The sequence below is a fragment of the Streptomyces sp. NPDC023527 genome, assembly GCF_055560115.1.
On the sequence record NZ_JBVHJJ010000008.1, the window covers coordinates 138,286 to 159,868 of the forward strand.

Consider the following 21,583-nt stretch of genomic DNA (forward strand, 5'->3'; position numbering starts at 1 on the left):
GGCCGTCAGACCAGGTCCCGGAGCCTGGCCCGGTCGACCTTGCCGTTGGGGGTGACGGGCAGGGCGTCGAGCACGGTGAACCGCTTCGGCACCATGTACGCGGGCAGTTGGGCGGCGCAGGCGCGGATCAGGTCGTCGGTGCCGACGTCCGAACCGGCCTCGCGGAGGTAGGCGGCGGCCAGCTGGGTGGAGGCGGCGACCTTCACGCCGACGACGGCGGCGCGGCGGACGCCGGGGACGCCCGCGAGGACGGCCTCCACCTCGCCGGGCTCCACGCGGTGGCCGTTGACCTTGAGCTGGTCGTCGGCGCGGGCGAGGAAGTGGAAGGCGGTGCCGTCGAAGCGCACCAGGTCGCCGGTGAGGTAGCAGCGGCGCGTACCGCCGTCGCGGTGTGCGACCGTGCGGAACTTCCGTGCCGTCAGGTCGCCGTCGCCGAGGTAGCCCAGGGCCACGCAGTCACCGGCGATGACGAGTTCGCCCTCCTCGCCGGGGGCGAAGGGCCGCAGCCGGCCGTCGGCCAGGCGCAGCGGTTCCGCGTCGGCGACGGGGGTGCCGATGGGCGGGTGGTCGGGCCAGGAGGCGGGGTCGCCGGGCAGTCGGTGCTGGGTGACGACGTGGGTCTCGCTGGGGCCGTACTGGTTCACCAGGTCGACGGCTCCGTGGGCGCACAGCGCCCGGACCTCGTCGTTGACGACGAGCGGCTCGCCGGCCACGAGGATCTCGCGGAGGGTGGGCAGTTCCGCGTCCTCGACGGCGGCCGCCATCGCGAGTCCGTGCAGGCCGACGACCGGGAGGAAGGCGCGGGCCGCTCCGTGGTCGCGGATGATGTCGACGAGCGTGAAGGGGTCCTGTCGCTCTTCGTCTCCGACCACGATCAGCGCGGCTCCGGCGAGCCAAGTGGCGACGATCTCCTCGTAGCCGACGTCGAAGCCGACGGACGTGGTGTGCAGGGTGTGCGGGAGGCCGTTGTGACGCCAGTGGCGTACGTGCCACTGGCCGAGGTCGGCGAGGACGATCGGGGGCAGTGCCACGGCCTTGGGTTCGCCGGTCGAGCCGGAGGTGGAGATGACGTAGCAGAGCGGCCCGTCGGTGACCGGGTCGCGGCGGGGGCCGCGCACCTCGCCGATGGTGTGCTCGGGGAGGTCCCACGCGGCGGGGGGCAGGTCGTCGGTGCGCAGGACCAGGGCGCAGCCGGCGCCGTGCGCGACCTTGCGGGCCCTGGCCGGCGGCGTGCCGGGGTCGACGGACAGGACGCCCGCGCCGACGCGCCAGGCGCCCAGGAGCGCGGCGCAGCGCTCCCAGGAGCGGGTGGCCAGGACGCTTACGACGGCGCCGGGGCCGATGCCGCGCGCGGCGAGTCCGCCGGCGATCTCGGCGGAGGCGGCGTCGAGTTCGGCGTACGTGTGGTGCGTGCCGCCGTCGATCACGGCGACCGCGTCGCGGTGCGCGTGGGCGGCGCCGATGAGGCTCCGGATCAGGGAGGTGCCGTCGTTCATCGGCTCGGGCCGCCTTTCGTCAGGTCCATGCGCTCGGTGATCAGGGCGTGCAGCCGGTCCAGGCCCTCGCGAATCCGCTCCACCGTCAGCAGGGAGCAGGAGAGCCGGAGTTGGCGGCGGGCATGCTCGCCGGTGGTGAAGTGGCTCATGGGTGTCCACAGCACGCCGTGCCGGACGGCGGAGTGCTCCAGGAGCGCGTCGTCGACGGTGAAGGGCACGGTCAGGACGGCGAAGAAGCCGCCGTCGGGGGTGTTCCAGCGCACGCCGGGCACGGAGCCGAACCGCTCGCCCAGGCCCTGGATCAGGGCGTCGAGGTTGCGGGCGTACGTGGCGATCTGCCGCTCGTTGGCGCGTAGGAGGCTGCCGTCGTGCTCCAGCAGCATCCCGCCGACGAGGGCCTGGCTGACCGCCGAGGTGTTGACGGTGACCATGCTCTTGATCTTCGAGAGTTCGTCGGCGAACAGGCCCTGGCGGCCGTCGGCGAGGGCCACCGGCTGGTCGGCCACGGCGAAACCGACCCGGGCGCCGGGGAAGCAGCTCTTGGCCAGCGAGCCGAGGTAGACCACCTGGTGGGCGGTGTCGAGTGCCTTGAGCGTGGGCGGCCGGTCGCCGGAGGCGCGGAAGATCCCGTAAGGGTTGTCCTCCAGGATCAGCAGCCCCTCGTCGGCGGCGGTCCGCAACAGACCACGGCGGTTGTCGAGGGTCATCGTCGTGCCGGTGGGGTTGGAGAAGTCCGGGACGACGTACAGGGCGCGGGGCCGCTGTCCCGCCGCGCGGGCGGCCCGCAGCTGGGTGGTGAGGTCGTCGAGGTCGACGCCGTCGGGGCCCTCGGCGACGAAGCGCACCGGCATGTCGAGGAGCCGGGCGGCCCCGGTCAGCCCGACGTAGGTGGGGGCGACGGCGAGGACGACGTCGTCCGCGTCGGCCCGCAGGGCGCGCAGCACCAGCCACAGCGCCTCCTGCGCGCCGACGGTGACGACGAGGGACTCCGGGTCGGCGGTGACGCCCTCGTCGACGCTCAGGTGCCGGGCGATGAGGTCGTGGACGATGCCCTTGGTGCGCCCGTACTGGAAGAGGGCGCGCCGCACGCCGGCCTCGTCGTGGCCGCGTTCGTTCAGGAGGTGGTCGCGGTAGCGGTCGAGGTAGCGGTGGAGGTCCTCGACGGCGAAGGACTCCTCGCTGGGGCGGCCCGGTGCGAAGGAGACCGCGTCGGGGAAGCGGCCCGCCACCTCGTTGAGGAAGTTCATCGACAGCAGGGCCGGGTCGGTGAGGGAGCCGTGGAGGTCGGCGGGGTCGAGGACGAGGTGATCGGTCATGCGCGTGCTTCCTTCCAGCCGTCGGCGCGGCCGGTCGTGTGGAGGTCGCGGGCCGAGGCGGTGTCGGGGCAGCCCGACAGGGCCAGCGCGGAGCGCAGTTCGGCGGCCAGCAGCGCCAGGACGTCGCGTACGCCGTCGGCGCCGTCGGCGGCCAGGCCCCACAGGGCGGGGCGGCCGAGGAGGACGCCGTCAGCGCCGAGGGCGAGGGCCTTGAGGATGTCGGTGCCGGAGCGGATACCGCTGTCGAGGAGGAGTTGGCAGCGGCCGGCGACGGCGTCCACGGCCGCGGGGAGCATGTCGGCGGCGGCGACGGCGCCGTCGAGCTGGCGGCCGCCGTGGTTGGAGACGACGACGGCGGCCGCGCCGAGGGACGCGGCGCGCGCGGCGTCGCGGGGGTCGAGGATCCCCTTGACGATCAGGGGCAGGCGGGTGATGCCGCGCAGCCAGCGCAGGTCGTCCCAGTCCAGCCTGGGCGCGAACGCCTCCTTGGTGTGCTCGGCGACCGCCGACAGACCCGCCCGGCGCTCGTGCGCCCGGGTCGTGCCGGGCCCTTCGAGATGGGCGGCCACGACACCGGCGGGGAGGCTGAAGCCGTTGCGCAGGTCCCTCAGCCGGCGGGCCATCTCAGGTACGTCCACGGTCACCATCAGCGCGCCGCAGCCGGCGTCCTCGGCCCGGCGTACGAGCTCGACGACCGCGCCCCGGTCGCGCAGCCAGTACAGCTGGAACCACGTGACGCCGCCGGCGACGGTCAGTTCCTCGACGGGCACGCTGCTGAGCGTGCTGACGGTGAACGGCACCCCGGCCGCGGCGGCAGCGGCGGCGGTGGCGCGCTCGCCCTCGGGGTGGACCAGCCGCTGGTAGGCCATGGGCGCGATCGCCAGCGGCAGCGCGGCCCGCGATCCGGCGAGCCCGGTGCCGGTGGCGGGCTCGGCCGCGCCGGTGAGGACACGCGGGACGACGGCGACGCGGTCCAGGGCGGCGCGGTTGGCCGCCAGGGTCCGCTCGGCGCCGCTGCCGCCGTCGATGAAGTCCCACACCTCGCGCGGCAGCACCCGCTCGGCGACGGCCGCGTAGTCGGCCGGGGACACCGGCCCGGTCACGGCCGCGGCCCCTGGGGGGCGAGGCGCTCGGCCTCGACGGCCTCGTACAGGGCCTTGATGTTGCCGCTGCCGAAGGTGCGGGCGCCGAACCGCTCGATCACCTCGAAGAACAGCGTGCCCCGGGGGTGGGTGGAGCGGGTGAAGAGCTGGAAGAGCTGGCCGTCGTGGTCCTCGTCGACGAGGACGCCCAGCGCGCGGAGTTCGCCGGTGCTGTGCCGGGCGAGGTCGAGCCGCTCGCCGAGCAGGTCGTAGTACGCGCCCGGTACGGACAGGAACTCGACGCCGCAGTCGCCCAGTTCGGTGACGGCCCGGACGATGTCCGCCGAGCGGAACGCCACGTGCTGGACGCCGGCTCCGTCGTGCTCCTTGAGGAAGCCGTCGATCTGGCCGGGCTCGGCCGAGGTGTCGGGTTCGATGAGGGTCAGGGTGACGGTGCCGGAGGGGCTCTGGACGACCTGGGAGTCCATGGCCTGGGCGCCGACCGTGATCCGCTCCGTGAAGATCATCTCGAAGCCGAGGACGTGCGTGTAGAAGTCGACCGTGGGGGCGAGCCGCCCCGCTTCGAGGCAGACCGCGAAGTGGTCGAGCTCGGCGAGCGGTTGCCCCTCGCCGGGCCGGGGCCCGGTGTCGGGGAGGGCGGTGAAGCCCGGCGGCAGCGGGTTCTCGTGGGCCGGGTCGTGCTCGACGAAGGTGTGCGTGACGTCGCCGAAGCCGGCGACGGTCGCCGTCGTCCGCCCGTCGCGGTGGCGGCGGGGCGGGGCGACGGGGCGGGCGCCCCTGGCCACGGCGGCGGTGAAGGCGGCCGTGGCGTCCGGGGTGCTCAGGGCGATGTCGGCGACGCCGTCGCCGTGCCGCTGGACGTAGCCGCCCGCGGGGTGGTCGTCGCCGATCCCCTGGGTGAGCACGAGGGTGATCGCGCCCTGGCGCAGGGCGAGGGAGGCCGCGGCGGGCCCGTCGGCGGCGGGCTCGGAGCGGCCGACGGTCCGGAAGCCGTAGCGGGTCACGAACCCGTCGGCGGCCGCCGCGAGGTCCGTGACGTGGAACTCGACGTGGCTCAGCCCGAGGCCGGTGGGCGGGGAGGGGGTCGTCGTCATCACATGCGTCCGTTCGAAGGTGCGAGGGGTGCGGCGGCAGGGTGGAGCGCCGCGATGCGGTCCGGGAGGGTCCGCCAGATCCCGGGGGTGTAGAAGTGGCCGCCGGGCAGTACGTCGTGCCGGTGGGCGGCGGTCGTGAGACCGCCCCAGCGGGTTCCGGCGTCGTCGCCGACGACCGGGTCGTCCGCGCCGGAGAGGACCTGGAGGGGCACGGTGACCTTCGCCCCGCCGTAGGTGAAGGTGTCGCGGACCCGGATGTCGGCGCGCATCAGCTCCACGGCCATCTCCGTCAGGTCCTCGTCGCCGAGGACGTGCTCCGGCAGCAGCCCGTGGGTGCTCATCCACGTCAGGAGCTCGCCGTCCCCGTCGCGTTGGGCGGGGAACCGGTCGCGTGCGGTCAGCCCCTGGTCCGGGGCGTTGCAGGACGACACCACCAGGGCCTCGGGGGCCGGGTCGCCCGCCTTCTCCAGGCGGGTGGCGACGTCGAAGGCCATCCAGCCGCCCATGCTGTGCCCGAAGAGGACGTACGGGCCACCGGCCGCGGTGGCGGCGCGGACGGCGGCGGTGGCGTCCTCGGCGAGGGCTTCCCAGCTGTCGGCGAAGTCCTCGGCGAAGCGCCCCTCGCGGCCGGGGTAGCAGACGGCGAGGAGGTCGGTGGCGGCCGGCAGCGCCGCGGCCCACTCGTGGTAGGCCGCCGTGCCGCCGCCGCAGAAGCCGAGGCACACCAGCGTCCGCTCCGCGCCCTCGGTCCGCTTCAGCGCGACCACCGTGGTGGCCGGTGCGGCGCTCACGCCGTCCTCCCCGCGCGCAGCGACTCGGCGTGCCCGGCGAGGTCGCGCAGGCGCGGGTGCCGGTAGATGTCCTTCGTCGGCATGACCACGCCGATCCGTTTCTTGAGCCGGGAAACGACGCGCAGCGCCACCAGGGAGTGGCCGCCGAGCGCGAAGAAGTCGTCGTTCGGGTGGATGTCGTCGCGGCCGAGGACCTCCGACCACACGCCGGCGATCAGCTCCTCGATCTCGCCGTGGAGGCCGTCATGCCCGTCGGGTACGGGGCCGGGGCGTTCCGTCGCGGCTTCCGGCGCCGGCAGGGCGCGTACGTCGACCTTGCCGCTGACGGTCATCGGCAGGGCGTCCAGGGCGACGAACGCGGCCGGAACCATATAGCCGGGCAGGGCGGCCGCGGTGTGCGCCCGCAGCTCCCCGGGGGTGGGGCCCGCGCCGTCCGCCGGCACGTAGTGGGCGAGGAGTTCGGTCCCCTGGCGTACGGTCGCCACGGCGGCGGTGACGCCGGGGTGGGAGCGCAGCGCCGCCTCGACCTCGCCGAGCTCCACCCGGTGGCCGCGGACCTTGACCTGCCGGTCGGTGCGGCCGAGGAACTCCAGGGTGCCGTCGGCGCCTTGGCGGACCTCGTCGCCGCTGCGGTACATGCGCGTGCCGTCCGCGGCGAAGGGGTCGGCGACGAACCGTTCGGCGGTGAGCGCGGGCCGGTCGGTGTAGCCGTTGGCCAGGCCGGGTCCCGCCAGGTAGAGCTCGCCGGCGGTGCCGGTGGCGGCCGGGCGCAGGGCGCCGTCGAGGACGTACGCCCGTACCCGCGGCAAGGGGCTGCCCAGGTGCGGGCCCGGTCCCTTGATGCGGCAGGCGGTGGCGTCGACGGTGGTCTCGGTGGGCCCGTAGAGGTTGAACGCCTCGACGCGGCCCTCGGCTGACGCGTCGGCGAGCTCGCGCCACATGCGCGGCGGTACCGGCTCGCCGCCGATGAGCAGGCGCAGCATCCGCTCGGGGGGTGCCTGCGGCAGCAGGTGGGGAGCGAGGGCCTCCCAGTGGGAGGGGGTGAGGTCGAGGTCGGTCACCCGGTGCTCGGCGAGGAGGGCGGCCAGCCGGTGGGGGTCGGTGCGGTCCGCGTCGTCGAGGACGACCAGGGTGTCGCCCCGGCACACGCGGACCCACTGCTGGACGGAGGCGTCGAAGGACATGCTCGCGTTCCAGGCGACGACCCGGTGGCCGTCCGCGTACACGCCCCGCTGCTCCAGTCCGTCGATGAGCGCGGCGACGCCGCCCCGGCGGGCCTCGACGCCCTTGGGGGTGCCGGTGGAGCCGGAGGTGTGGATGACGTACGCCGGGTCCGAGGCGGCCGGTTCCCCGCGCGGCGGCGCGGTGGCGCCCGTGGGGCCGGGTCCGAGGACCGGCACGCCGGTGAGCCAGGTGGGTGCGGCGGTGTCCGTCACCAGGGCGCGCAGGCCGGCGTCGGCGGCGGCGCGGGCGAGCCGGGCCTCGGGGTGGGCCGGGTCGAGGGGGACGTACGCGGCGCCCGCGCGCCACACGGCGAGCGGTGCCACGACCCAGTCGACGCCCCGGGGCAGACCGACGCCGACCCGGTCGCCCGGGCCGATGCCCAGGGCGTTCAGGCGGCCGGCGAGGTCCGCGGTGCGGGTGTCGAGTTCGGCGAAGGTGAGGGTGCCGTCCGGTCCGCTGACGGCCGTGCGGTCCGGCATGGCCCGTACGGTCTGCCGGAAGCGGTCCACCGGGTCGGCGGGGAGCGGGAGTTCACGGGGGTCAGCCATGGGAGGTCACCGCCTCCGGCGCGGGGCGGGGCGCGTCGGCGGCGGGCTCGACGGTGGGCCGGCAGTCGGCGAGCGTCACGGGGGCGCCCATGGCGACCACGATCCGGCGGTCGCCGCGGAAGGGGTCGCGGCCGTGCGTGCTGAGGACGTTGTCGACGAGCAGCAGGTCGCCCGGTTCCCACGCCCGGCGGACGGTGGCCGCCTCGTAGGCGGCGTTGATGGTGTCGAGCTCGTCCCGGGTCAGCGGCAGGCCGTCGCCGAAGCCCGTGTTGAAGGGCAGGTCGTCGTGGCCGAGCTCGTCCACGAGGGTCTCGCGGACCTCCTCGTCCAGCGACCACTCGTTCCAGAACGCCAGGTGGTTGAACCACACCTCCTCGCCGGTCTCCGGGTGGTGGACGATGCCGGGGCGCAGCTGGCGGGTGCGGAGGGTGCCGTCCTCGTCCCAGGCGCAGGAGATGAGGTTCTCGGCGCAGTAGCGCTCGACCTCGGCTCGGGAGTCGGTGGCGAACGCGGACCGCCAGTCCACCGAGAGGTGGTCGGAGTAGGTGCGCCTGAGCAGCCAGCCGTGGTTCCGCGCCCGCTCCACGAGGTGCGGGGGGAGGTTGCGCAGCACGCTGCGGCAGTCGGCCACGGGGGTGGCGCCGCCCTGCTCGGGTGCGGTGAGGCAGCCGAAGAGCAGCAGTCCGGGGAAGGTGAGGGTGTAGCTGTTCTCGTTGTGCATCCTGATCGACTGGGCAGCCGGCAGGTCGGTGGAGGAGTAGACGTCACCGCCGAAGTCGCTGCGCGGCGTGGCCTTCTCGCGGTACGGGGTGCGCTGCGGTATGAGCACGTCCCGGACCCGCGCGAAGGTCTCCACGCTGTGCACGGGCAGGCCGCGTATGTACACGGCTCCGTACGCCCGCAGGCCGGTGCGCAGTTCGGTGTGCGTGTACTCCAGCCAGGCGAGCGCCTCGTCGACGCCGGCCAGGTGGGGGGCCACGAGGGTGGCGGGCCCGCCGGGCTCGACGGTCCAGTGGGCGATCACCGGCGGCCGTCCGTGGCGCGGTGGCGGATCTCCAGGGTGCAGCACTTGACGCTGCCGCCGCCCTTGAGGAGTTCGGACAGGTCGACGCCGATGGGCCGGAAGCCGCGGGCGGCGAGCCTGCCGGCGAGGGCGGTCGCGGCCTGCGGGAGGAGGACGTTGAGGCCGTCGGATACGGCGTTGAGGCCGAACACCTCGGCGTCCGCCTCGTCGGCGAGGATAGCGTCGGGGAACAGCTCCCGCAGCGTCCGCCGGCTCTCCTCCGAGAAGGCGTCCGGGTAGTACATGATCTCGTCGTCGTCGAGGACGGCGAGCGCGGTGTCGAGGTGGTAGAAGCGCGGGTCGACGAGCGTCAGGCTGATGACGGGGACGCCGAACAGCTCCTGCGCCTCGGCGTGCGCGGCGGGGTCGGTACGGAAGCCCGTGCCGGCCAGCACCCGGTCGCCGGCCACCAGGTAGTCGCCCTCGCCCTCGTTGGTGTGCTCGGCGGCCTTCACCTCGGCGTGGCCGGCGTTCTCGAACCACGCGCGGTAGGCGGGGGCCTCGGCGGCCCGCTGCTCGTAACGGAAGTTGGCGACCAGGACCCGGTCGTCGTGGACGGTGGCGCCGTTCGCGGAGTAGACCATGTCGGGCAGGCCGGGGACCGGCTCGATCAGCTCGACGGTGTGGCCGAGCTGCTGGTAGAGGTCGTACAGCCGCTCCCACTGGAGCACGGCCAGCGCGGTGTCGACCGGCTTGTCGGGGTCCATCCAGGGGTTGATGCGGTAGTCGACGGTGAAGTGCGTCGGACGGCACATCAGATAGTGCCGGGGACGGGCCGTACGGGTGGGCTGCTGCTGCGGATCGGGCATGGCGGATCTCCGGGTCGGGGGGGACGGGTGGGTGGGTACGGGTGCGGTGGAGCGGGGCGGTGTCCAGGCCCTGGTTGCGGCCGGGACTCGGCTTCGGGCTCGGGCCTAGGGCTCGCGGGTGAGGGCGATCAGGGAGGCCGGGCGCATGTCGGTCCAGGTCCGCTCGATGTGGTCGAGGCAGGCGGCCCTGGTGTCCTTGCCGTGGGCGACGGTCCATCCGGCGGGCACATCGATGCCCGCGGGCCAGAGCGAGTGCTGGTTCTCCTCGTTCGTCAGGACCAGGTACTCGCCGTCTTCGCCCTCGAAGGGGTTGGCCATGGGGAATTCCCTCTCTCGTGGATGGGTGGTGGTACGGGTTCCGGGTGCGGCGGCGCGCCGGCGCGGGGTGCGTGCCGGTGACCGACGACGGGTGGAAGGGGTGGCGGGTGGCGGCCATACGCGGGCGGGCGGCCGGTGACCGGCAGGTGGGTGAAGGTGGACGGGTGCCGGGCCACGCCGGTCCGACGGTCGGTGGCCGACCGGTGGAGGCAGGTGGGGGCCGGGCCTACGCGGGGCGGACGGCCCGGACGCTCCAGTCGCGCAGGAGGGGGGACATGGCCAGCGCGCGGCGGCAGATGCCGAGGGCGGCGGCCCCGGCGGCGGCCTCGGGGAGCACCGCGGTGAAGATCCCCAAGTGGAGGCGACCGGGGGCGCATCGGGTGCTGATGTGCTCCAGGCGGTCCTCGATGGCCGCCGCGGCCCACAGCACGGCCTCTACCTGCGCTCCGTCAAGGACCTGACGGGCACTGGTCCCGGTGGCGGCCAGGGTGATGACGGTCAGTCGCATGGTGGGTGGTACATCAGTCCCAGATCACAGCGGTCGCACCACCTGGGAGGTCGAGGGCTGCCGGGCGGCGGTGGCCGGGGCGGCCGGTCTGCCGGGGACGCGGGTGCGGACTGCCATGGGGAGTGCCTTTTCTGTTCGGGTCGATCAGGTCGATCGCGTTGATCAGGTCGATCGCGTTGATCAGGTCGATCGCGTTGATCAGGTGTCGGGCCGCTGGTGCGGCCGGGGCCGATCGGGAGGCCGGCCCATCCGCGCCGCCCCGGTGGAACACCATCTTGGTCATCGACCCTCGGCCCGGGAACCGGTTCAGGGCGGTCTAAACCGTCCAGGCCGGTTTGTGACACGGGCCCACGGAGGCGGCGTTCAATGCGCGTTGATCCGCTGTTGACCGCCTCCGCCCAGACTGTCCGGCACGGGGTACCAGCCACACAGAAAGGGGAACGCGTGTTCGTAGCACTCGGTCTGGAGACGACGGACGAGGCGGTCTACCGGGAAATGCTGGAATCCCCTGCCCTGGGGGTCGAGGAGATCGCGGCCCGCCTGGCGACCTGCCCCGAGCGCGTCCGCGCCTGCCTGGACAAGCTGTTCGAACTCCGGCTGATCCAGGAGTCCTTCGAGGCGCCCGGCCGCTTCCTGGCGGTGGAGCCGGCCATGGGCCTCCAACAGCTGCTGGCCCGGCAGCACGCCGAACTGATCGAGCGGCAGCGGCAGATAGCCGACAGTCAGGCCTCGTTCATCCGCATGCTCGCCGGCACGGGCGCCCGCACCCCCCGAAGCGACGGTGTCGAGCGGCTGGAGGGCATGGACGCGGTGCAGCGGCGGCTCCAGGAACTGGCCCGCGACGCGGTCCGCGAAGTGCTGACGTTCATGCCCGGAGGACCCCAGTCGGCGGCGGCCCTCCGGGCGGCGCGGCACAACGACGGACATGTCCTGGGACGCGGTGTGACGATCCGTACGATCGGCCTGGACGGGGTCCGCGAGGACGCCGCGACCCTGGACTACGCGCGTTGGCTGACCGAGCAGCGCGGCGAGTTCCGCACCGCGGCGAGCCTGCCGCCACGGATGATCCTGGTCGACGGGGCGTCGGCGCTGATCCCCATCGATCCGGGCGACACCCGCAGAGGCGCCCTGTGCCTGTCCGACCCGGCCATGCTGGCCCCCCTGCTCGCCCTCTTCGAGCAGACCTGGGAACGGTCCACCCCCCTCGGCACCGAACACACCCGCACCCTGTCCGACCATGAACGCGCCCTGCTCGCCTACATCGCCCAGGGTCATACGGACGAGTCCGCCGCCAAACAACTCCACGTCTCACCGCGCACCGCCCGCCGCACGATGGCCTCCATCATGGAGCGCCTCGGCGCCCGCAGCCGCTTCGAAGCGGGCCTGAAGGCAGCACGGCTGGGCTGGCTGTGAGAGCGGCGCCGGCAGCCCCACCGTGCGGAGGGCTGCCGGCGGGCCGGATGCGCGGGGGCGGTTCCCGGACCGCCCCGCCGGGGTCCACGCCGGGCACAGCGCCGAGATCGCCGACCGGGAGCGGCCGCGCGTGCCTTGCCGGACCCACGGCCCCTGCTCGACCACCCACCACTGACAGGAAACCCACCACCATGAGGCGCTTCACCGCTCTCCTCGCAGCCGCCCTGATCTCCACCGGCACCATCCTGACCACCTCAGCCGCCCCGGTCACCTCGACCACCCCGGCCACCCCGGCCACCGCCCAGGCAGCGCCCTGTCGCAGCGGCCACTCCTGCTCCCGGACGGACGCGCCTTCCGACAGCCAGAGGTACGGGCACGCCGGCGACGACCACCGGCGGCAGGGCGACACGTGGGAGCACGGCCCCTCCCGGGGCGCGCCACAGCCACCTCTCCGGACCGAACGCCCCCGACCACGCCAAGGCGCGCAAGGGGCACGAGCCGTTGGGACGTGTCACCATCCGCCCAGCTCCCGGGCAGGAAGTCGGTCACGCCCCGGGCGCGAACGACCGGGGCGGCACCCCCGGCAGATCGCCGCGCACTCCGCCTGCGGCAGCACCGTCGGCCACCCCGCACCGACGCGCGGTGGCGATTCGAAGTGACCGCACGGCGATCCGGTCGCCGGACCCGTCGATCTCGTACATCCGGACCACCCGGCCGCAGCCCCGGCCCCCTCAGCGCGCCGCGGCCCGAGCACGGACCCGGTCCGGATAGCGGGCCGTGAACATCGCGGGCAGGGCGAATCCGGCGACCTGGACCAGGGTGGACGCCCCGCCGCCGAGGCCGGTGGCGTCGAACGCGGCCAGGGCGGCGGCGGTCAGGGTGAAAGCACCGGCCCACGCGGCGGTGATCACGACGTTGATCCGGCGGAAGACCGGCGTGGCCCATACCTCGGGCGGCGCCTGCCGCTTGGCTATCCCGGTGGTGAAGGGCCGCCCGATGATCAGCGTGACCCAGGCGGTGAGGGCGAGCCAGCCCAGCGACAAGGCGCCGCCGTAGTGCCGCAGCCCGCTGTGCGGGAGGGCGAAGGCCAGCGCGGTGAGCGTGGCGAAGAAGACGACCGTGCTGCTCTCCAGGATCAGCGACTCGCCGGCCACCCCCGCCCTTCGGTCCTTGACCAGCAGCACGGCGCCGGCGATCAGCGCGGTGACCGCTCCCCACTGCCAGCCGCAGGGCGAGACGACCGCGAAGGCGATCCAGGGAATGAAGCCCCGCACGTAGTTCATGGAAATCTCCTCAGCCGAAGCGGTGCGCCCCCGATTGGCCGCGCCGACATTCCAACTATGACATGTCAGCTATGGAAGGTCCATCCTTGACGGGTCATTACTGGAAGGTAGTGTGGAGCCATGAGCCTGAGACACGCGTTGCTGGGACTGCTGGCCAACCAGCAGGCCAGCGGCTATGACCTGATGAAGCGGTTCGAGACCTCCCTCAGCAATGCCTGGCCTGCCACCCAGAGCCAGGTCTACGGCGAGCTGGGCAAGCTCGCGAAGAGCGGCCTGCTGGAGGTCGCGGCGGAGGGCCCCCGCGGCCGCAAGGAGTACGCCATCACCGAAGCGGGCCGCACCGAGCTGCACCGCTGGCTCACCGAGTCCGACCCGCAGCCGGTCCGCCGGAGCGAGGCGCTGCTGCGCGTGTTCTTCCTCAATCACCTCACGCCGCTGGAGGCGACGGCCTACCTCCTCGGCGAGGCGGACCGCGCCGCCAGGCAGCACGGCGTGCTGGAAGAGCTCGAGAAGAAGATCGACTGGGGCGACGACCCCCTGTCGGTGAACGGCCGACTGGCCATGGAGTACGGGCGGCGCTTCACCGCCATGCGCGAGGAGTGGGCCCGCTGGGCCGCCGACGAGATCAACGCGGCCGCCCGAAGCGACGATTGATCCAGGCGCCGACGCCCCCGGCCCCCGCCGTTCCGGCCGTATGCCTCACGCCGAGGGAGCGCCGTGGGTGATACTGGCTCTCGCCACGGGGAACCGAAGCGAGGTCGGTGGATGTGTCACATACGACAGGGGCGGCCGGAGGGCCGTCACGGCGGTGCGCTCTCGACATCCGCCCGCTGGTGGGCCGGTCCGGCGTGCGCGCCTCCGGTGAGATCGGCCTGACCACGCGAGCCCAGTGGGAGTACGCGCTGGAAGGGCTGCTCCAGCACGACGGGGACGCCTACCTGGAACTGTCGGCCGTCACGTTCGTCGATGTCGCCGGCACCTCCGCCCTGGCCCTGGCGGCCCAGCGGATGGGGGAAGCCGGGAGGCGGGTCGTCATAGACCACCCGCCGACCTCGCTGCGCCGCACGTTGGAGACGTTCTGGTCCGATCTGACAGCGATCGAGGTGACGGGGTGACGGGCATACCCGCCGTGGCCGAGGTGTTCGTCCACCCGGCACTGTTCTACCGGGACGAATGCGAGTATCTGGCCGGCACGGTGCCGTTCATCCAGGACGGGCTGGACGCCGGGGAGCCGGTGGCGGTGGCCGTTCCGGGACCGAACCTCGCCCTCCTGCGCGCCGCCCTGGGAGAGCGGGCCGCCGCGGTGCGTCTCATCGACATGGAGCAGGCCGGGCGCAACCCCGGCCGGATCATCCCCCGCGTACTGCGCGCGTTCGCCGACGCCCATCCGAGCGGCCATGTGCGGATCATCGGCGAGCCGATCTGGGCGGGCCGCACCCCGGCGGAGTACCCGGCCTGCGCCCAGCACGAGGCCCTGATCAACCACGCCTTCACCGGCCGTGACGTCACCATCCTCTGCCCCTACGACGCCGTCCGGCTGGACCCGGCCGTCCTCGCCGACGCCCACGCCACGCATCCCGTGATCATCGCCGCCGGCAAGGACCGGCCCAGCGACGCCTACGCTCCCGACCGCGTCGTCGCCGCGTACAACACACCCCTGCCCCTCCCCTCCGGCGCCGCCGCCTTCACCTTCGACGCGGACACCCTTCCGGACGCCCGGTACTTCGCCGCCCGGCTCGCCACCGGGCTCGGCCTGCCCCGGGACAGGCAGGACGACCTGGCCCTGTCCGTGGCGGAGCTGACCACCAACAGCGTCGTGCACGGTGGCGGTTCGGGCACCTTGCGGATCTGGTCCGAGGAGGGCCACGTGGTGTGCGAGGTCGAGGACGGCGGACACCTCGGCGACCCCCTGGCCGGCCGCCGCCCGCCCCCGCCCGGCCGTCTCGGCGGCCGCGGGCTCCTCCTCGTCCACTGCCTCACCGACCTGGTCCGTACGCACACCCGGGCCCAGGGCACCACCACCCGCTTCTACCTGCGGCAGTGAGCACGGCCTCCCTCAGACCGCCTGGACACCCACGAGGCACGTGTCGTCGTCCGTGTCGGCCTTGCTGTGGGTCAGCAGCCGGTCCAGTCGCTGCTCCAAGGTGACGGTCGGCACCTTCGCGGTGGCCATCAGGTGGTCCAGGGAGTCCTGGAGCAGGGAGCCCTTCCGCTCCACCAGCCCGTCGGTGAACATCAGCAGCGTGTCCCCGCTCGCCAGACCAGGGCGGCCTTCTCCTCCAGCTCCGCGTTGGACCGCTGGAGCTCCTCCTGCTGGACCTGTAGTTCCTGGGAGCGGGCCTGCAGCTCGGTGGCCAGCCGCTGGGACTCGCCCAGCAGTCCGTCGGTGCGGGCGTTGGCGAGGATGGTGTTGACGTTGACGCCGACCGTCTCCATGAGCTGGCCGACGAAGGCCCGGTGCACGGGGGTGAAGGGGGTGAAGGAGGCCAGCTCGATGACGTCGAGGACTTGATCCTCCGCGACGATGGGGAGCACGATCAGGCTGCCCGGGGAGCTCGGCGACGACGGCCAGGTCGCGGTGGCCCTGCATCAGGCCGGAGATGCGGGCGAGGTTGGACTTGAGCCAGTCCTGTTCCTGGTTGGCCAGGGTCGTCTCGCGCAGGGGCCCCACCATCGCGTTGATGTTGTCCTTGAGCTCGGCCACCTCGCCGGAGGCGTCCACGGTGATGGAGCGGGTCGGATCGCCCTCGGCGCCGGCGCCGGCGACCTCCGCGATGGCCCGCACCTGACGGGTGAGGTTGCCGGCGAGCTCGTTGACGTTCTCCGTCAGCCGCTTCCAGGTGCCCGAGACGCCTTCGACCCCGGCCTGGCCCCCAGGCGGCCCTCGCTGCCCACCTCCCGGGCCACGCGGGTGACTTCGGCGGCGAAGGAGGAGAGCTGGTCGACCATCGTGTTGATGGTGTTCTTGAGCTCCAGGATCTCGCCGCGCGCGTCCACGGTGGGGTACCGAGCCGTCGACCGTCGTGTCAGCCATGCCACCCTCGTTCCGCAAGGGCGCGGAGGCAGGTTGGCCCCGCTCACCGGGGGCGCGGTGACGGCCGTAGGTCCGACGGGCGGGCGTTCCGGCGCTCCCCGCCTCTCGTCCGGCACCGTTGGAAGCGGTGGTCGAAAATCGACCCTGTTACGCGCCATCTCGCCTCACACGCCCCCCAGTCGCCGCACCTCGGCGTAGGACCGTGCCCGCAGGTCCGCCGGCCGACCGTCCCGGATGGCGGTCGCGGTGGTCACATCCGGGTCCGACAGGCCCCCGGCACGAACGCCCTGTCCGCACCGGCCTGTTCGTAGAGCGCGAGACGGGTCGCGGTCTCCTCCTCCTGGCGGCCGAGCCAGTGGGTGTCGGTGCGCGCATTCGCGAACAGCGCGGGTACGGCGGCCTTGACGGCGGCCGCCCCGTCCGGCAGGCCGGCGGCCACGGCCACGGCCAGGCTGGTGGTGCCGCTGGTTGCCCCTGGGGTCGGTGGGGAGCACGATGGAGGAGGGGCGGAACTGCATGCGTGATCGGAGGAGATCGGAGGAGATCGGAGGAGGAAACCCTGACCGTCATCGGGGCGAGATCTTGCTTCTGCCGGACGGCCAGGCCGTACGGCCGGTGGACGACGGCATGAACAGTCAGTCGCCAGTCAGTCGGTAGGAGCGGCCCCCGCCGAGCCGCGACCGCCGCGCCGGCCTGTGAGCCGTGAGCGGTAGGAGCGCGTGGCCCCGGTGGGCGGCCCCGAGGCGGTACCGGATCCGCGGTGCGCCCGTTTCGGACGCATGTGCAGGGGCAGCCGCACCTATACAGGGCTCACTCGGCTACGAGCGGAGGACCCAATGTCCCTCATCACCATCATCATCATTGCCGTCGTGCTGGTGCTGCTCGTGTCCGCGGTGGCGGCATGGGCGGTCACGGCGCGCCGCCGGAAGCTGCGGGAGCGGTTCGGCCCGGAGTACGAGCGGACCGTGGAGGCCCAGGACAGCCGCCGAGCGGGCGAGCGGGAGCTGCGCGAGCGCCAGGAACGCCATGACGCGCTGGACATCAAACCGCTGCCGGCCCCTGTCCGGGACCGCTACACCCAGGACTGGACCCGGGTGCAGGAGGAGTTCGTCGACCGGCCCGACGACGCGGTCCACGAGGCGGACCGGCTCGTGACCACGCTCATGAGCGAGCGAGGGTACCCGACCGAGGGCTACGAGCAGCAGCTGAAGGACCTGTCGGTCGAACACGGGCGCACCCTGGAGCACTACCGCGCCGCCCATGAGGTCAACGCCCGCAGCAGCCGCCATCAGGCGACGACGGAAGAGCTGCGGGGCGCGATGGTGCACTACCGCGCGCTGTTCGAGGAACTGCTCCACAACGGCGACCGGCCGCGGCGCGAGAGCCAGGCGTGAGCCCGCGGCCGACGACGTGACGACGAGCGGCCCGGTCGGCACCCAGTCGCCGCCCGGCCGGAACACGTGACGGACGGAAGTGAAGAGATGCGTAACCAAGACACACCCCAGCCGGACGAGGGCGCTCTGTCCACGGAGGACCTGGCCGGTGCCCGGCAGGGCGCCGGAGAAGAGGCACCGGGCTCGGCCGACGCCCCGCCGCAGTTCCCCGGGGAGGCCACCACCATCGGCGGCGAGGACCGGGAAGGCGGCGGCCGGTCGGCCACCGGTGAACCCCGGGAGGCGGAGCTGGCCGAGGAGAACGAACCCCTGCTCGGCGAGGAACAGGAGGACTTCCGCGCCAGGTGGCAGAAGATCCAGAGTGAGTTCGTCGACGACCCGCAGGACGCCGTCAACGCGGCCGACCAGCTCGTCGCCGAGACGATGCAGGCACTGGCCACGACCTTCTCGGACCACAAGCGAGGTCTCGAAAACCAGTGGCAGCAAGGTGAGGAGGTGGCGACCGAGGATCTGCGCGTCGCACTCCAGCGCTACCGCTCGTTCTTCAACCGCCTGCTCAGCACCTGAGACCCCTCTCCCACCCACAGGAGGACGCTCGGTCCCGCCTTCGGGCCGTTCGGCCTGGTCGTCACCGGTGACGACCAGGCCGCGTGGCGGGCGGGATCATCCGTACCCGCCTCCAGCCGCTCGGTGACAGCGGCGTCGCCGCCGAGCCCGTACCGGAGGTCGGCGACCGCTACTCCTCGGCGGTGACCAGGGCAAACGCCCCGTCCCGGATGTCCGGGCGAGGGTGGCCGCGCAGTGCGCGCAGCCGCTCGCGCCAGTGCGCCGCCCACTCGGTGCGACGGCCGCCGGCGGCCGTGAGGGCGACGGCGAACAGCCCGGCGGCGTGGCCGCCGTCCTCGGACAGGGCACGGGCGGCGTGCCCGAACGCCCCGTCGTCGCCGTCGCGGGAGAACCGCAGCCGCTGGTCGAGCGCGTCGGCGGTACGGACCGCGAGCGCGGGCCTGCCCTCGTGGAGGTGGGCCAGGCGCGTCAGTTCCGCCGCCAGCGCGTCCGGCGCCGCGTCCAGGTCGAGGGTGTGGACGGACAGTTCCGCCGCGTCCGCGACGAAGTCCCCTGATGCGGCGAGGAGTTCGGTGGCCGCGTGGGCCACGGGCAGCGTGGCACGGCGGCTCCACCGGCTGTCCTGGACCAGTACGGCGACGATGTGCCGGACTCGTCGGCGGGCGGGCCGGTCGCGGCCGGGCTCCGCGTCGGGCGTTCCGCCGCGCGCGTCGGCGGCGATCAGCGTGGTGAGGGCGCGGGCCAGGGGCGTGACGTCCGGGGTGCCGGACGGGCCGGTGGCGACGACGCGGCACAGTGCGCCGGACGCGGCCTGCCAACCGGTGCGGTTCTCCAGGTCGACGACGACGTCCACGAGCGTGTCGGCGGCCTCCGGAACCCAGCGCGCCCAGTGTTCGAGCGCCCTGTAACCGGCTTCCGCGACCTCGGGGTCGTCCGCGCGGCACACGGCGTGGATCAAGTGCGCGTAGCGCGGGCGGTGCTCCTCCGGCAGCTCATAGGGCGAGGTACCGAGCACCGCCGACCGCGGCTCGCGCCGCCCGGTCACCGCGGTCTCCAGCAGCGTCCATGCCTCCTCGCAGCCCAGCAGGTCGGTCGTGACCGCCACACAGGCGGCCTGGACGTCATGGTGCTGCCCCGGTCGGGCGCAGGTCTCGGCGAGCAGGGCCGCCGCCTCCCGTACCGGCAGCGCACCGGCGGCGAGCCGGGCCGCTTCCTTGCGGCTGGTCACCTTCACGCCGCGCTCGGCGAGCAGCAGTCCGCGCAGCGCCCCGGCCAGGCGGGACGGCGCGACGAGGCGGCTCACGCGGGCCGCCGTGTGGACCGCGACGCCGGCGCGGTCCCCGCCGGCGTGGGCGAGCAGCTCCTCCAGGTGTTCCGCCGGGCGCTCCGCGTGCGCCATCGCGGCGAGCGCGGCTTCCGCGAGCGGCACCTCCGCGGAGTCGGCGTAGCGCCGCAGGAGCTCGGTGCCGTGCCCGGGAATCGCCGCGGACCGCCGGATCGCCTCGACGCGCTGGTGGGTCTTGAGCGAGGCGTCCGCCGCGGCGCGGGCCAGCAGCCGTGCGGCAGCGGCCTGTTGGCGTGGCGGCCAGCCGGCCGTGTGGGGGCCGACGGGCGGCAGCCAGTGGCTGCCGCGGGCCAGGAAACGCCCGTACGGCGGGGTGTCGCCCAGCGCGACGTCGAGCAGGTCCGTGCGCCGCCAGGCGAGGGTCCGGGAGACGAGGGGGTGCGTGGCGGACGAGGCGTCCAGGGCGAGGAGCGCGGGCACGCGGTCGCCCCGGGTCCCGGGGTCGTCCAGCCACAGCCACACGGCCTCGTACGCGGTCCTGTCCGCGCCGTGCCGGATCGCCCGCCACAGGAGGTCCTGCAGCTCGGGCAGGTCGCGTGCGCGCGGGCCGAGCGAACGGGCGAAGTCGAGCGCCGGCTGGTGGTCGGCTTTGTCCGCGGCCGCTTCGAGCGACGGCAGCACCGCGTCGAGCAGCTCGCGCTCCTGCCCGCGCCGCAGCGCTCCGGTCCACGAGCGGCGGGCGTCGGGGAACCGGTCGAAGGTGCGCAGCGCCCAGGCCCGCAGCCGGCGTTCGCTGCCGGGTGCGTACGCGCGCAGCACCGCCTGGGCCAGGCCGCACAGGGCCTGACGGCCGCCCGGGGAGAGGTCGCGGGCGGCGAGCGCGTCCGTCGTGATCCGCTCCAGGTGGGGTGCGGCCGCGTCCGTGAACAGCGACGGGTGGACGCGGGCGAGGGCGGTCAGCGCCGGGGTGCGTACCGGGTCCTGTTCGTTGCGCAGCCGGCCCAGGTCTTCCGCAAGGAGCGCGGTGACGGCGGCCGCCTCGCGCGAGCGGGCGGCGTTGCGCAGCAGCAGCTGGTAGGCGTACGCCCGGTCCTCGGCCGCGGAGCGGCGGGTGGCGGCGAGCAGCTCGGGCCGCGCTTCGTCCACCGGCAGGAACGAGACGGCGGAGAGGACCTTCTGCCAGGGGTCCCCGACCTCGCGGGCCTGCGCGGCCATCCGCCGCGCCTCGGCCTCGCGCCGCGCCCGCGGCAGCACGTCGAGGAGGTCCTCCGACAACACGGCGCGGTCGGTGGCGCGGCCGGTCATGGCGGCGTCGTAGCAGGCGGCGCGCCGGGAGGGGGCCAGCTCGCGCAGCAGGTGCGTCAGCGCGCGCTCGTCGGCGCCCAGCGCCCGGGCCAGCTCGGCGAGTTCGGGAGGGTCGTGGCGCACGAGCCTGCGGAGCACGGGTGGGCCGAGCCGGTGGAGATGCGCCGTGCCGCGTTCGGGTGCGAGCAGCAGCCGGATCGTGCGGCCCGGGTCGGCGGCCGCCAGACGGCCGATACGGTGCTGGATCCGCAGGGGCAGTTCCTCGTGGCACAGCCGCTCCAGCAGGTCGAGCACCCGCGGGGGCTCGGCCTCGACGGCGGCCGCCACGCTCGCCGCGTTCGCCTGCCACCAGCCGCGCCGCGCCGCCCGCGGGAGAGCGGTGAGCCGGCTCTCGGCCGTGTCGAGGATCGCGGTGGCGTGGTGGCGGGCGAGCCCGGTCCAGCCGGTGACGGCGTGGAAGAGGCCGGGCAGCAGCTCCGCGACGGTGCCGGTGCCGCAGCCGGGCAGCAGCCTGGCCGCCTCCGCGTCGCCCCAGCGCGCGCGGACGGGCCCGACGAGGGAGTCGGCGAGAGCGGTGCGCCGGCCGACGACGACGGCGTGCGTCAGCGCGCGCCGTACGACGGCCGGGGCGTCGTGCATCGCGGCCGTCACGGTGGCATCCGATATGTGCCCCCGCCGGACGGCGGAGAGGGCATGGTGCCGCACGATCGGGTCGGGGTCGGTCAGGCGCCCCTCCAGCCAGGCGAAGTCGTGGCCGGCTTCGGCGGCCAGCGCCGCGAGCCCCCGCCCGTACGCCCCGCGCCGCGCCAGCTCGGCCACCACCGCGCGCAGCTCCCCACTGGCGCGCAGTTCCCGGGCGTGGGCGGCCGTGTGGTTCAGGCGCCGGGGGTGCGGCATCGGGTCGAGGGTGGCGAGCAACTCGTCGACGAGCACGACCGGGGACTTCTGGATCATGCGGGGGATTCTCGCCGACGTTCTTCCCTTCGGCCGAATCCTTATCGAGGGCGCTATCGGGGGCGCTACGATCCGGCG

21 protein-coding genes and 1 pseudogene are annotated in these 21,583 nt (G+C 74.0%); 6 read left to right on the forward strand and 16 right to left on the reverse strand.

The window, feature by feature from the left end; all coding sequences use genetic code 11:
- Nucleotides 1–5: 5 nt before the first annotated feature.
- The 11 genes from ACZ303_RS17690 to ACZ303_RS17740 all read right to left on the reverse strand — a co-directional run bounded on the left by ACZ303_RS17690 (nt 6) and on the right by ACZ303_RS17740 (nt 10,553).
- Nucleotides 6–1,496 carry an AMP-binding protein gene (locus tag ACZ303_RS17690; RefSeq protein ID WP_467339868.1) on the reverse strand — a complete coding sequence of 497 codons (1,491 nt, stop codon included), beginning with the start codon at nt 1,494–1,496 and terminating at the stop codon, nt 6–8.
- Complete coding sequence (locus ACZ303_RS17695) at nt 1,493–2,812, reverse strand: aminotransferase-like domain-containing protein (protein ID WP_467339870.1); 1,320 nt, start codon at nt 2,810–2,812, stop codon at nt 1,493–1,495. Before ACZ303_RS17695 ends, ACZ303_RS17690 begins: the two co-directional genes overlap by 4 nt.
- Complete coding sequence (locus tag ACZ303_RS17700) at nt 2,809–3,915, reverse strand: alpha-hydroxy acid oxidase (protein ID WP_467339872.1); 1,107 nt, start codon at nt 3,913–3,915, stop codon at nt 2,809–2,811. The genes ACZ303_RS17695 and ACZ303_RS17700 overlap by 4 nt, the downstream gene beginning before the upstream one ends.
- The gene (hppD, locus tag ACZ303_RS17705; protein ID WP_467339874.1) at nt 3,912–5,009 is read right to left on the reverse strand and encodes a 4-hydroxyphenylpyruvate dioxygenase; all 1,098 of its coding nucleotides are present in this window, start codon (nt 5,007–5,009) and stop codon (nt 3,912–3,914) included. Before hppD ends, ACZ303_RS17700 begins: the two co-directional genes overlap by 4 nt.
- Nucleotides 5,009–5,800 carry a thioesterase II family protein gene (locus ACZ303_RS17710; protein WP_467339876.1) on the reverse strand — a complete coding sequence of 264 codons (792 nt, stop codon included), beginning with the start codon at nt 5,798–5,800 and terminating at the stop codon, nt 5,009–5,011. Before ACZ303_RS17710 ends, hppD begins: the two co-directional genes overlap by 1 nt.
- Complete coding sequence (locus tag ACZ303_RS17715; protein WP_467339878.1) at nt 5,797–7,572, reverse strand: non-ribosomal peptide synthetase; 1,776 nt, start codon at nt 7,570–7,572, stop codon at nt 5,797–5,799. The genes ACZ303_RS17710 and ACZ303_RS17715 overlap by 4 nt, the downstream gene beginning before the upstream one ends.
- A complete protein-coding gene (locus tag ACZ303_RS17720) occupies nt 7,565–8,596 on the reverse strand; it encodes a TauD/TfdA family dioxygenase (RefSeq protein ID WP_467339880.1) in 1,032 nt (343 codons plus the stop codon). Before ACZ303_RS17720 ends, ACZ303_RS17715 begins: the two co-directional genes overlap by 8 nt.
- The gene (ddaH, locus tag ACZ303_RS17725; protein WP_467339882.1) at nt 8,593–9,444 is read right to left on the reverse strand and encodes a dimethylargininase; all 852 of its coding nucleotides are present in this window, start codon (nt 9,442–9,444) and stop codon (nt 8,593–8,595) included. The genes ACZ303_RS17720 and ddaH overlap by 4 nt, the downstream gene beginning before the upstream one ends.
- Before the next feature lie 105 nt (nt 9,445–9,549).
- A complete protein-coding gene (locus ACZ303_RS17730; RefSeq protein WP_467339884.1) occupies nt 9,550–9,762 on the reverse strand; it encodes an MbtH family protein in 213 nt (70 codons plus the stop codon).
- A gap of 226 nt (nt 9,763–9,988) precedes the next feature.
- Entirely contained in the window at nt 9,989–10,270 is a 282-nt protein-coding gene (locus ACZ303_RS17735; protein ID WP_467339886.1) for a hypothetical protein, read from the reverse strand.
- 13 nt (nt 10,271–10,283) lie between these two features.
- Entirely contained in the window at nt 10,284–10,553 is a 270-nt protein-coding gene (locus ACZ303_RS17740) for a hypothetical protein (protein ID WP_467339887.1), read from the reverse strand.
- 161 nt (nt 10,554–10,714) lie between these two features.
- On the opposite strand from ACZ303_RS17740, the gene ACZ303_RS17745 reads away from it, so the two are divergent.
- Nucleotides 10,715–11,683: a helix-turn-helix transcriptional regulator gene (locus ACZ303_RS17745; protein ID WP_467339889.1), complete on the forward strand. Its 969-nt coding sequence runs from the start codon at nt 10,715–10,717 to the stop codon at nt 11,681–11,683.
- Nucleotides 11,684–12,414: 731 nt separating this feature from the next.
- On the opposite strand, the gene ACZ303_RS17750 is transcribed toward ACZ303_RS17745, so the two are convergent.
- Nucleotides 12,415–12,966 (reverse strand): hypothetical protein, encoded by a 552-nt coding sequence (locus tag ACZ303_RS17750; protein ID WP_467339891.1) that lies wholly within the window; start codon nt 12,964–12,966, stop codon nt 12,415–12,417.
- Between the two features lie 120 nt (nt 12,967–13,086).
- Between ACZ303_RS17750 and ACZ303_RS17755 the strand changes: the two genes are divergently transcribed.
- From ACZ303_RS17755 to ACZ303_RS17765, 3 genes are all read left to right on the forward strand, one after another.
- Nucleotides 13,087–13,620 carry a PadR family transcriptional regulator gene (locus tag ACZ303_RS17755; RefSeq protein ID WP_467339893.1) on the forward strand — a complete coding sequence of 178 codons (534 nt, stop codon included), beginning with the start codon at nt 13,087–13,089 and terminating at the stop codon, nt 13,618–13,620.
- 179 nt (nt 13,621–13,799) lie between these two features.
- Nucleotides 13,800–14,081, forward strand: coding sequence for an STAS domain-containing protein (locus ACZ303_RS17760; protein ID WP_467339895.1), 282 nt, complete (start codon nt 13,800–13,802; stop codon nt 14,079–14,081).
- On the forward strand, nt 14,078–15,010 hold the full coding sequence (locus ACZ303_RS17765; RefSeq protein ID WP_467339897.1) for an anti-sigma factor RsbA family regulatory protein: 933 nt from the start codon (nt 14,078–14,080) through the stop codon (nt 15,008–15,010). The genes ACZ303_RS17760 and ACZ303_RS17765 overlap by 4 nt, the downstream gene beginning before the upstream one ends.
- A 12-nt stretch (nt 15,011–15,022) precedes the next feature.
- Here ACZ303_RS17765 and ACZ303_RS17770 read toward each other — a convergent pair whose 3' ends face one another.
- From ACZ303_RS17770 to ACZ303_RS17780, 3 genes and pseudogenes are all read right to left on the reverse strand, one after another.
- Complete coding sequence (locus ACZ303_RS17770; protein ID WP_467339899.1) at nt 15,023–15,202, reverse strand: hypothetical protein; 180 nt, start codon at nt 15,200–15,202, stop codon at nt 15,023–15,025.
- A gap of 23 nt (nt 15,203–15,225) precedes the next feature.
- Nucleotides 15,226–15,963: pseudogene (locus ACZ303_RS17775) on the reverse strand (HAMP domain-containing protein); the annotation flags it as partial.
- A 287-nt stretch (nt 15,964–16,250) separates the two neighbouring features.
- On the reverse strand, nt 16,251–16,445 hold the full coding sequence (locus tag ACZ303_RS17780) for an isocitrate lyase/phosphoenolpyruvate mutase family protein (RefSeq protein WP_467339901.1): 195 nt from the start codon (nt 16,443–16,445) through the stop codon (nt 16,251–16,253).
- Between the two features lie 391 nt (nt 16,446–16,836).
- On the opposite strand from ACZ303_RS17780, the gene ACZ303_RS17785 reads away from it, so the two are divergent.
- Nucleotides 16,837–17,394, forward strand: coding sequence for a hypothetical protein (locus ACZ303_RS17785; RefSeq protein ID WP_467339903.1), 558 nt, complete (start codon nt 16,837–16,839; stop codon nt 17,392–17,394).
- A gap of 87 nt (nt 17,395–17,481) precedes the next feature.
- Nucleotides 17,482–17,961: a hypothetical protein gene (locus tag ACZ303_RS17790; RefSeq protein ID WP_467339905.1), complete on the forward strand. Its 480-nt coding sequence runs from the start codon at nt 17,482–17,484 to the stop codon at nt 17,959–17,961.
- Between the two features lie 169 nt (nt 17,962–18,130).
- Here the strand turns inward: ACZ303_RS17790 and ACZ303_RS17795 are convergent, their stop codons facing one another.
- Nucleotides 18,131–21,505, reverse strand: coding sequence for a hypothetical protein (locus ACZ303_RS17795; protein ID WP_467339907.1), 3,375 nt, complete (start codon nt 21,503–21,505; stop codon nt 18,131–18,133).
- Nucleotides 21,506–21,583 lie beyond the last annotated feature (78 nt).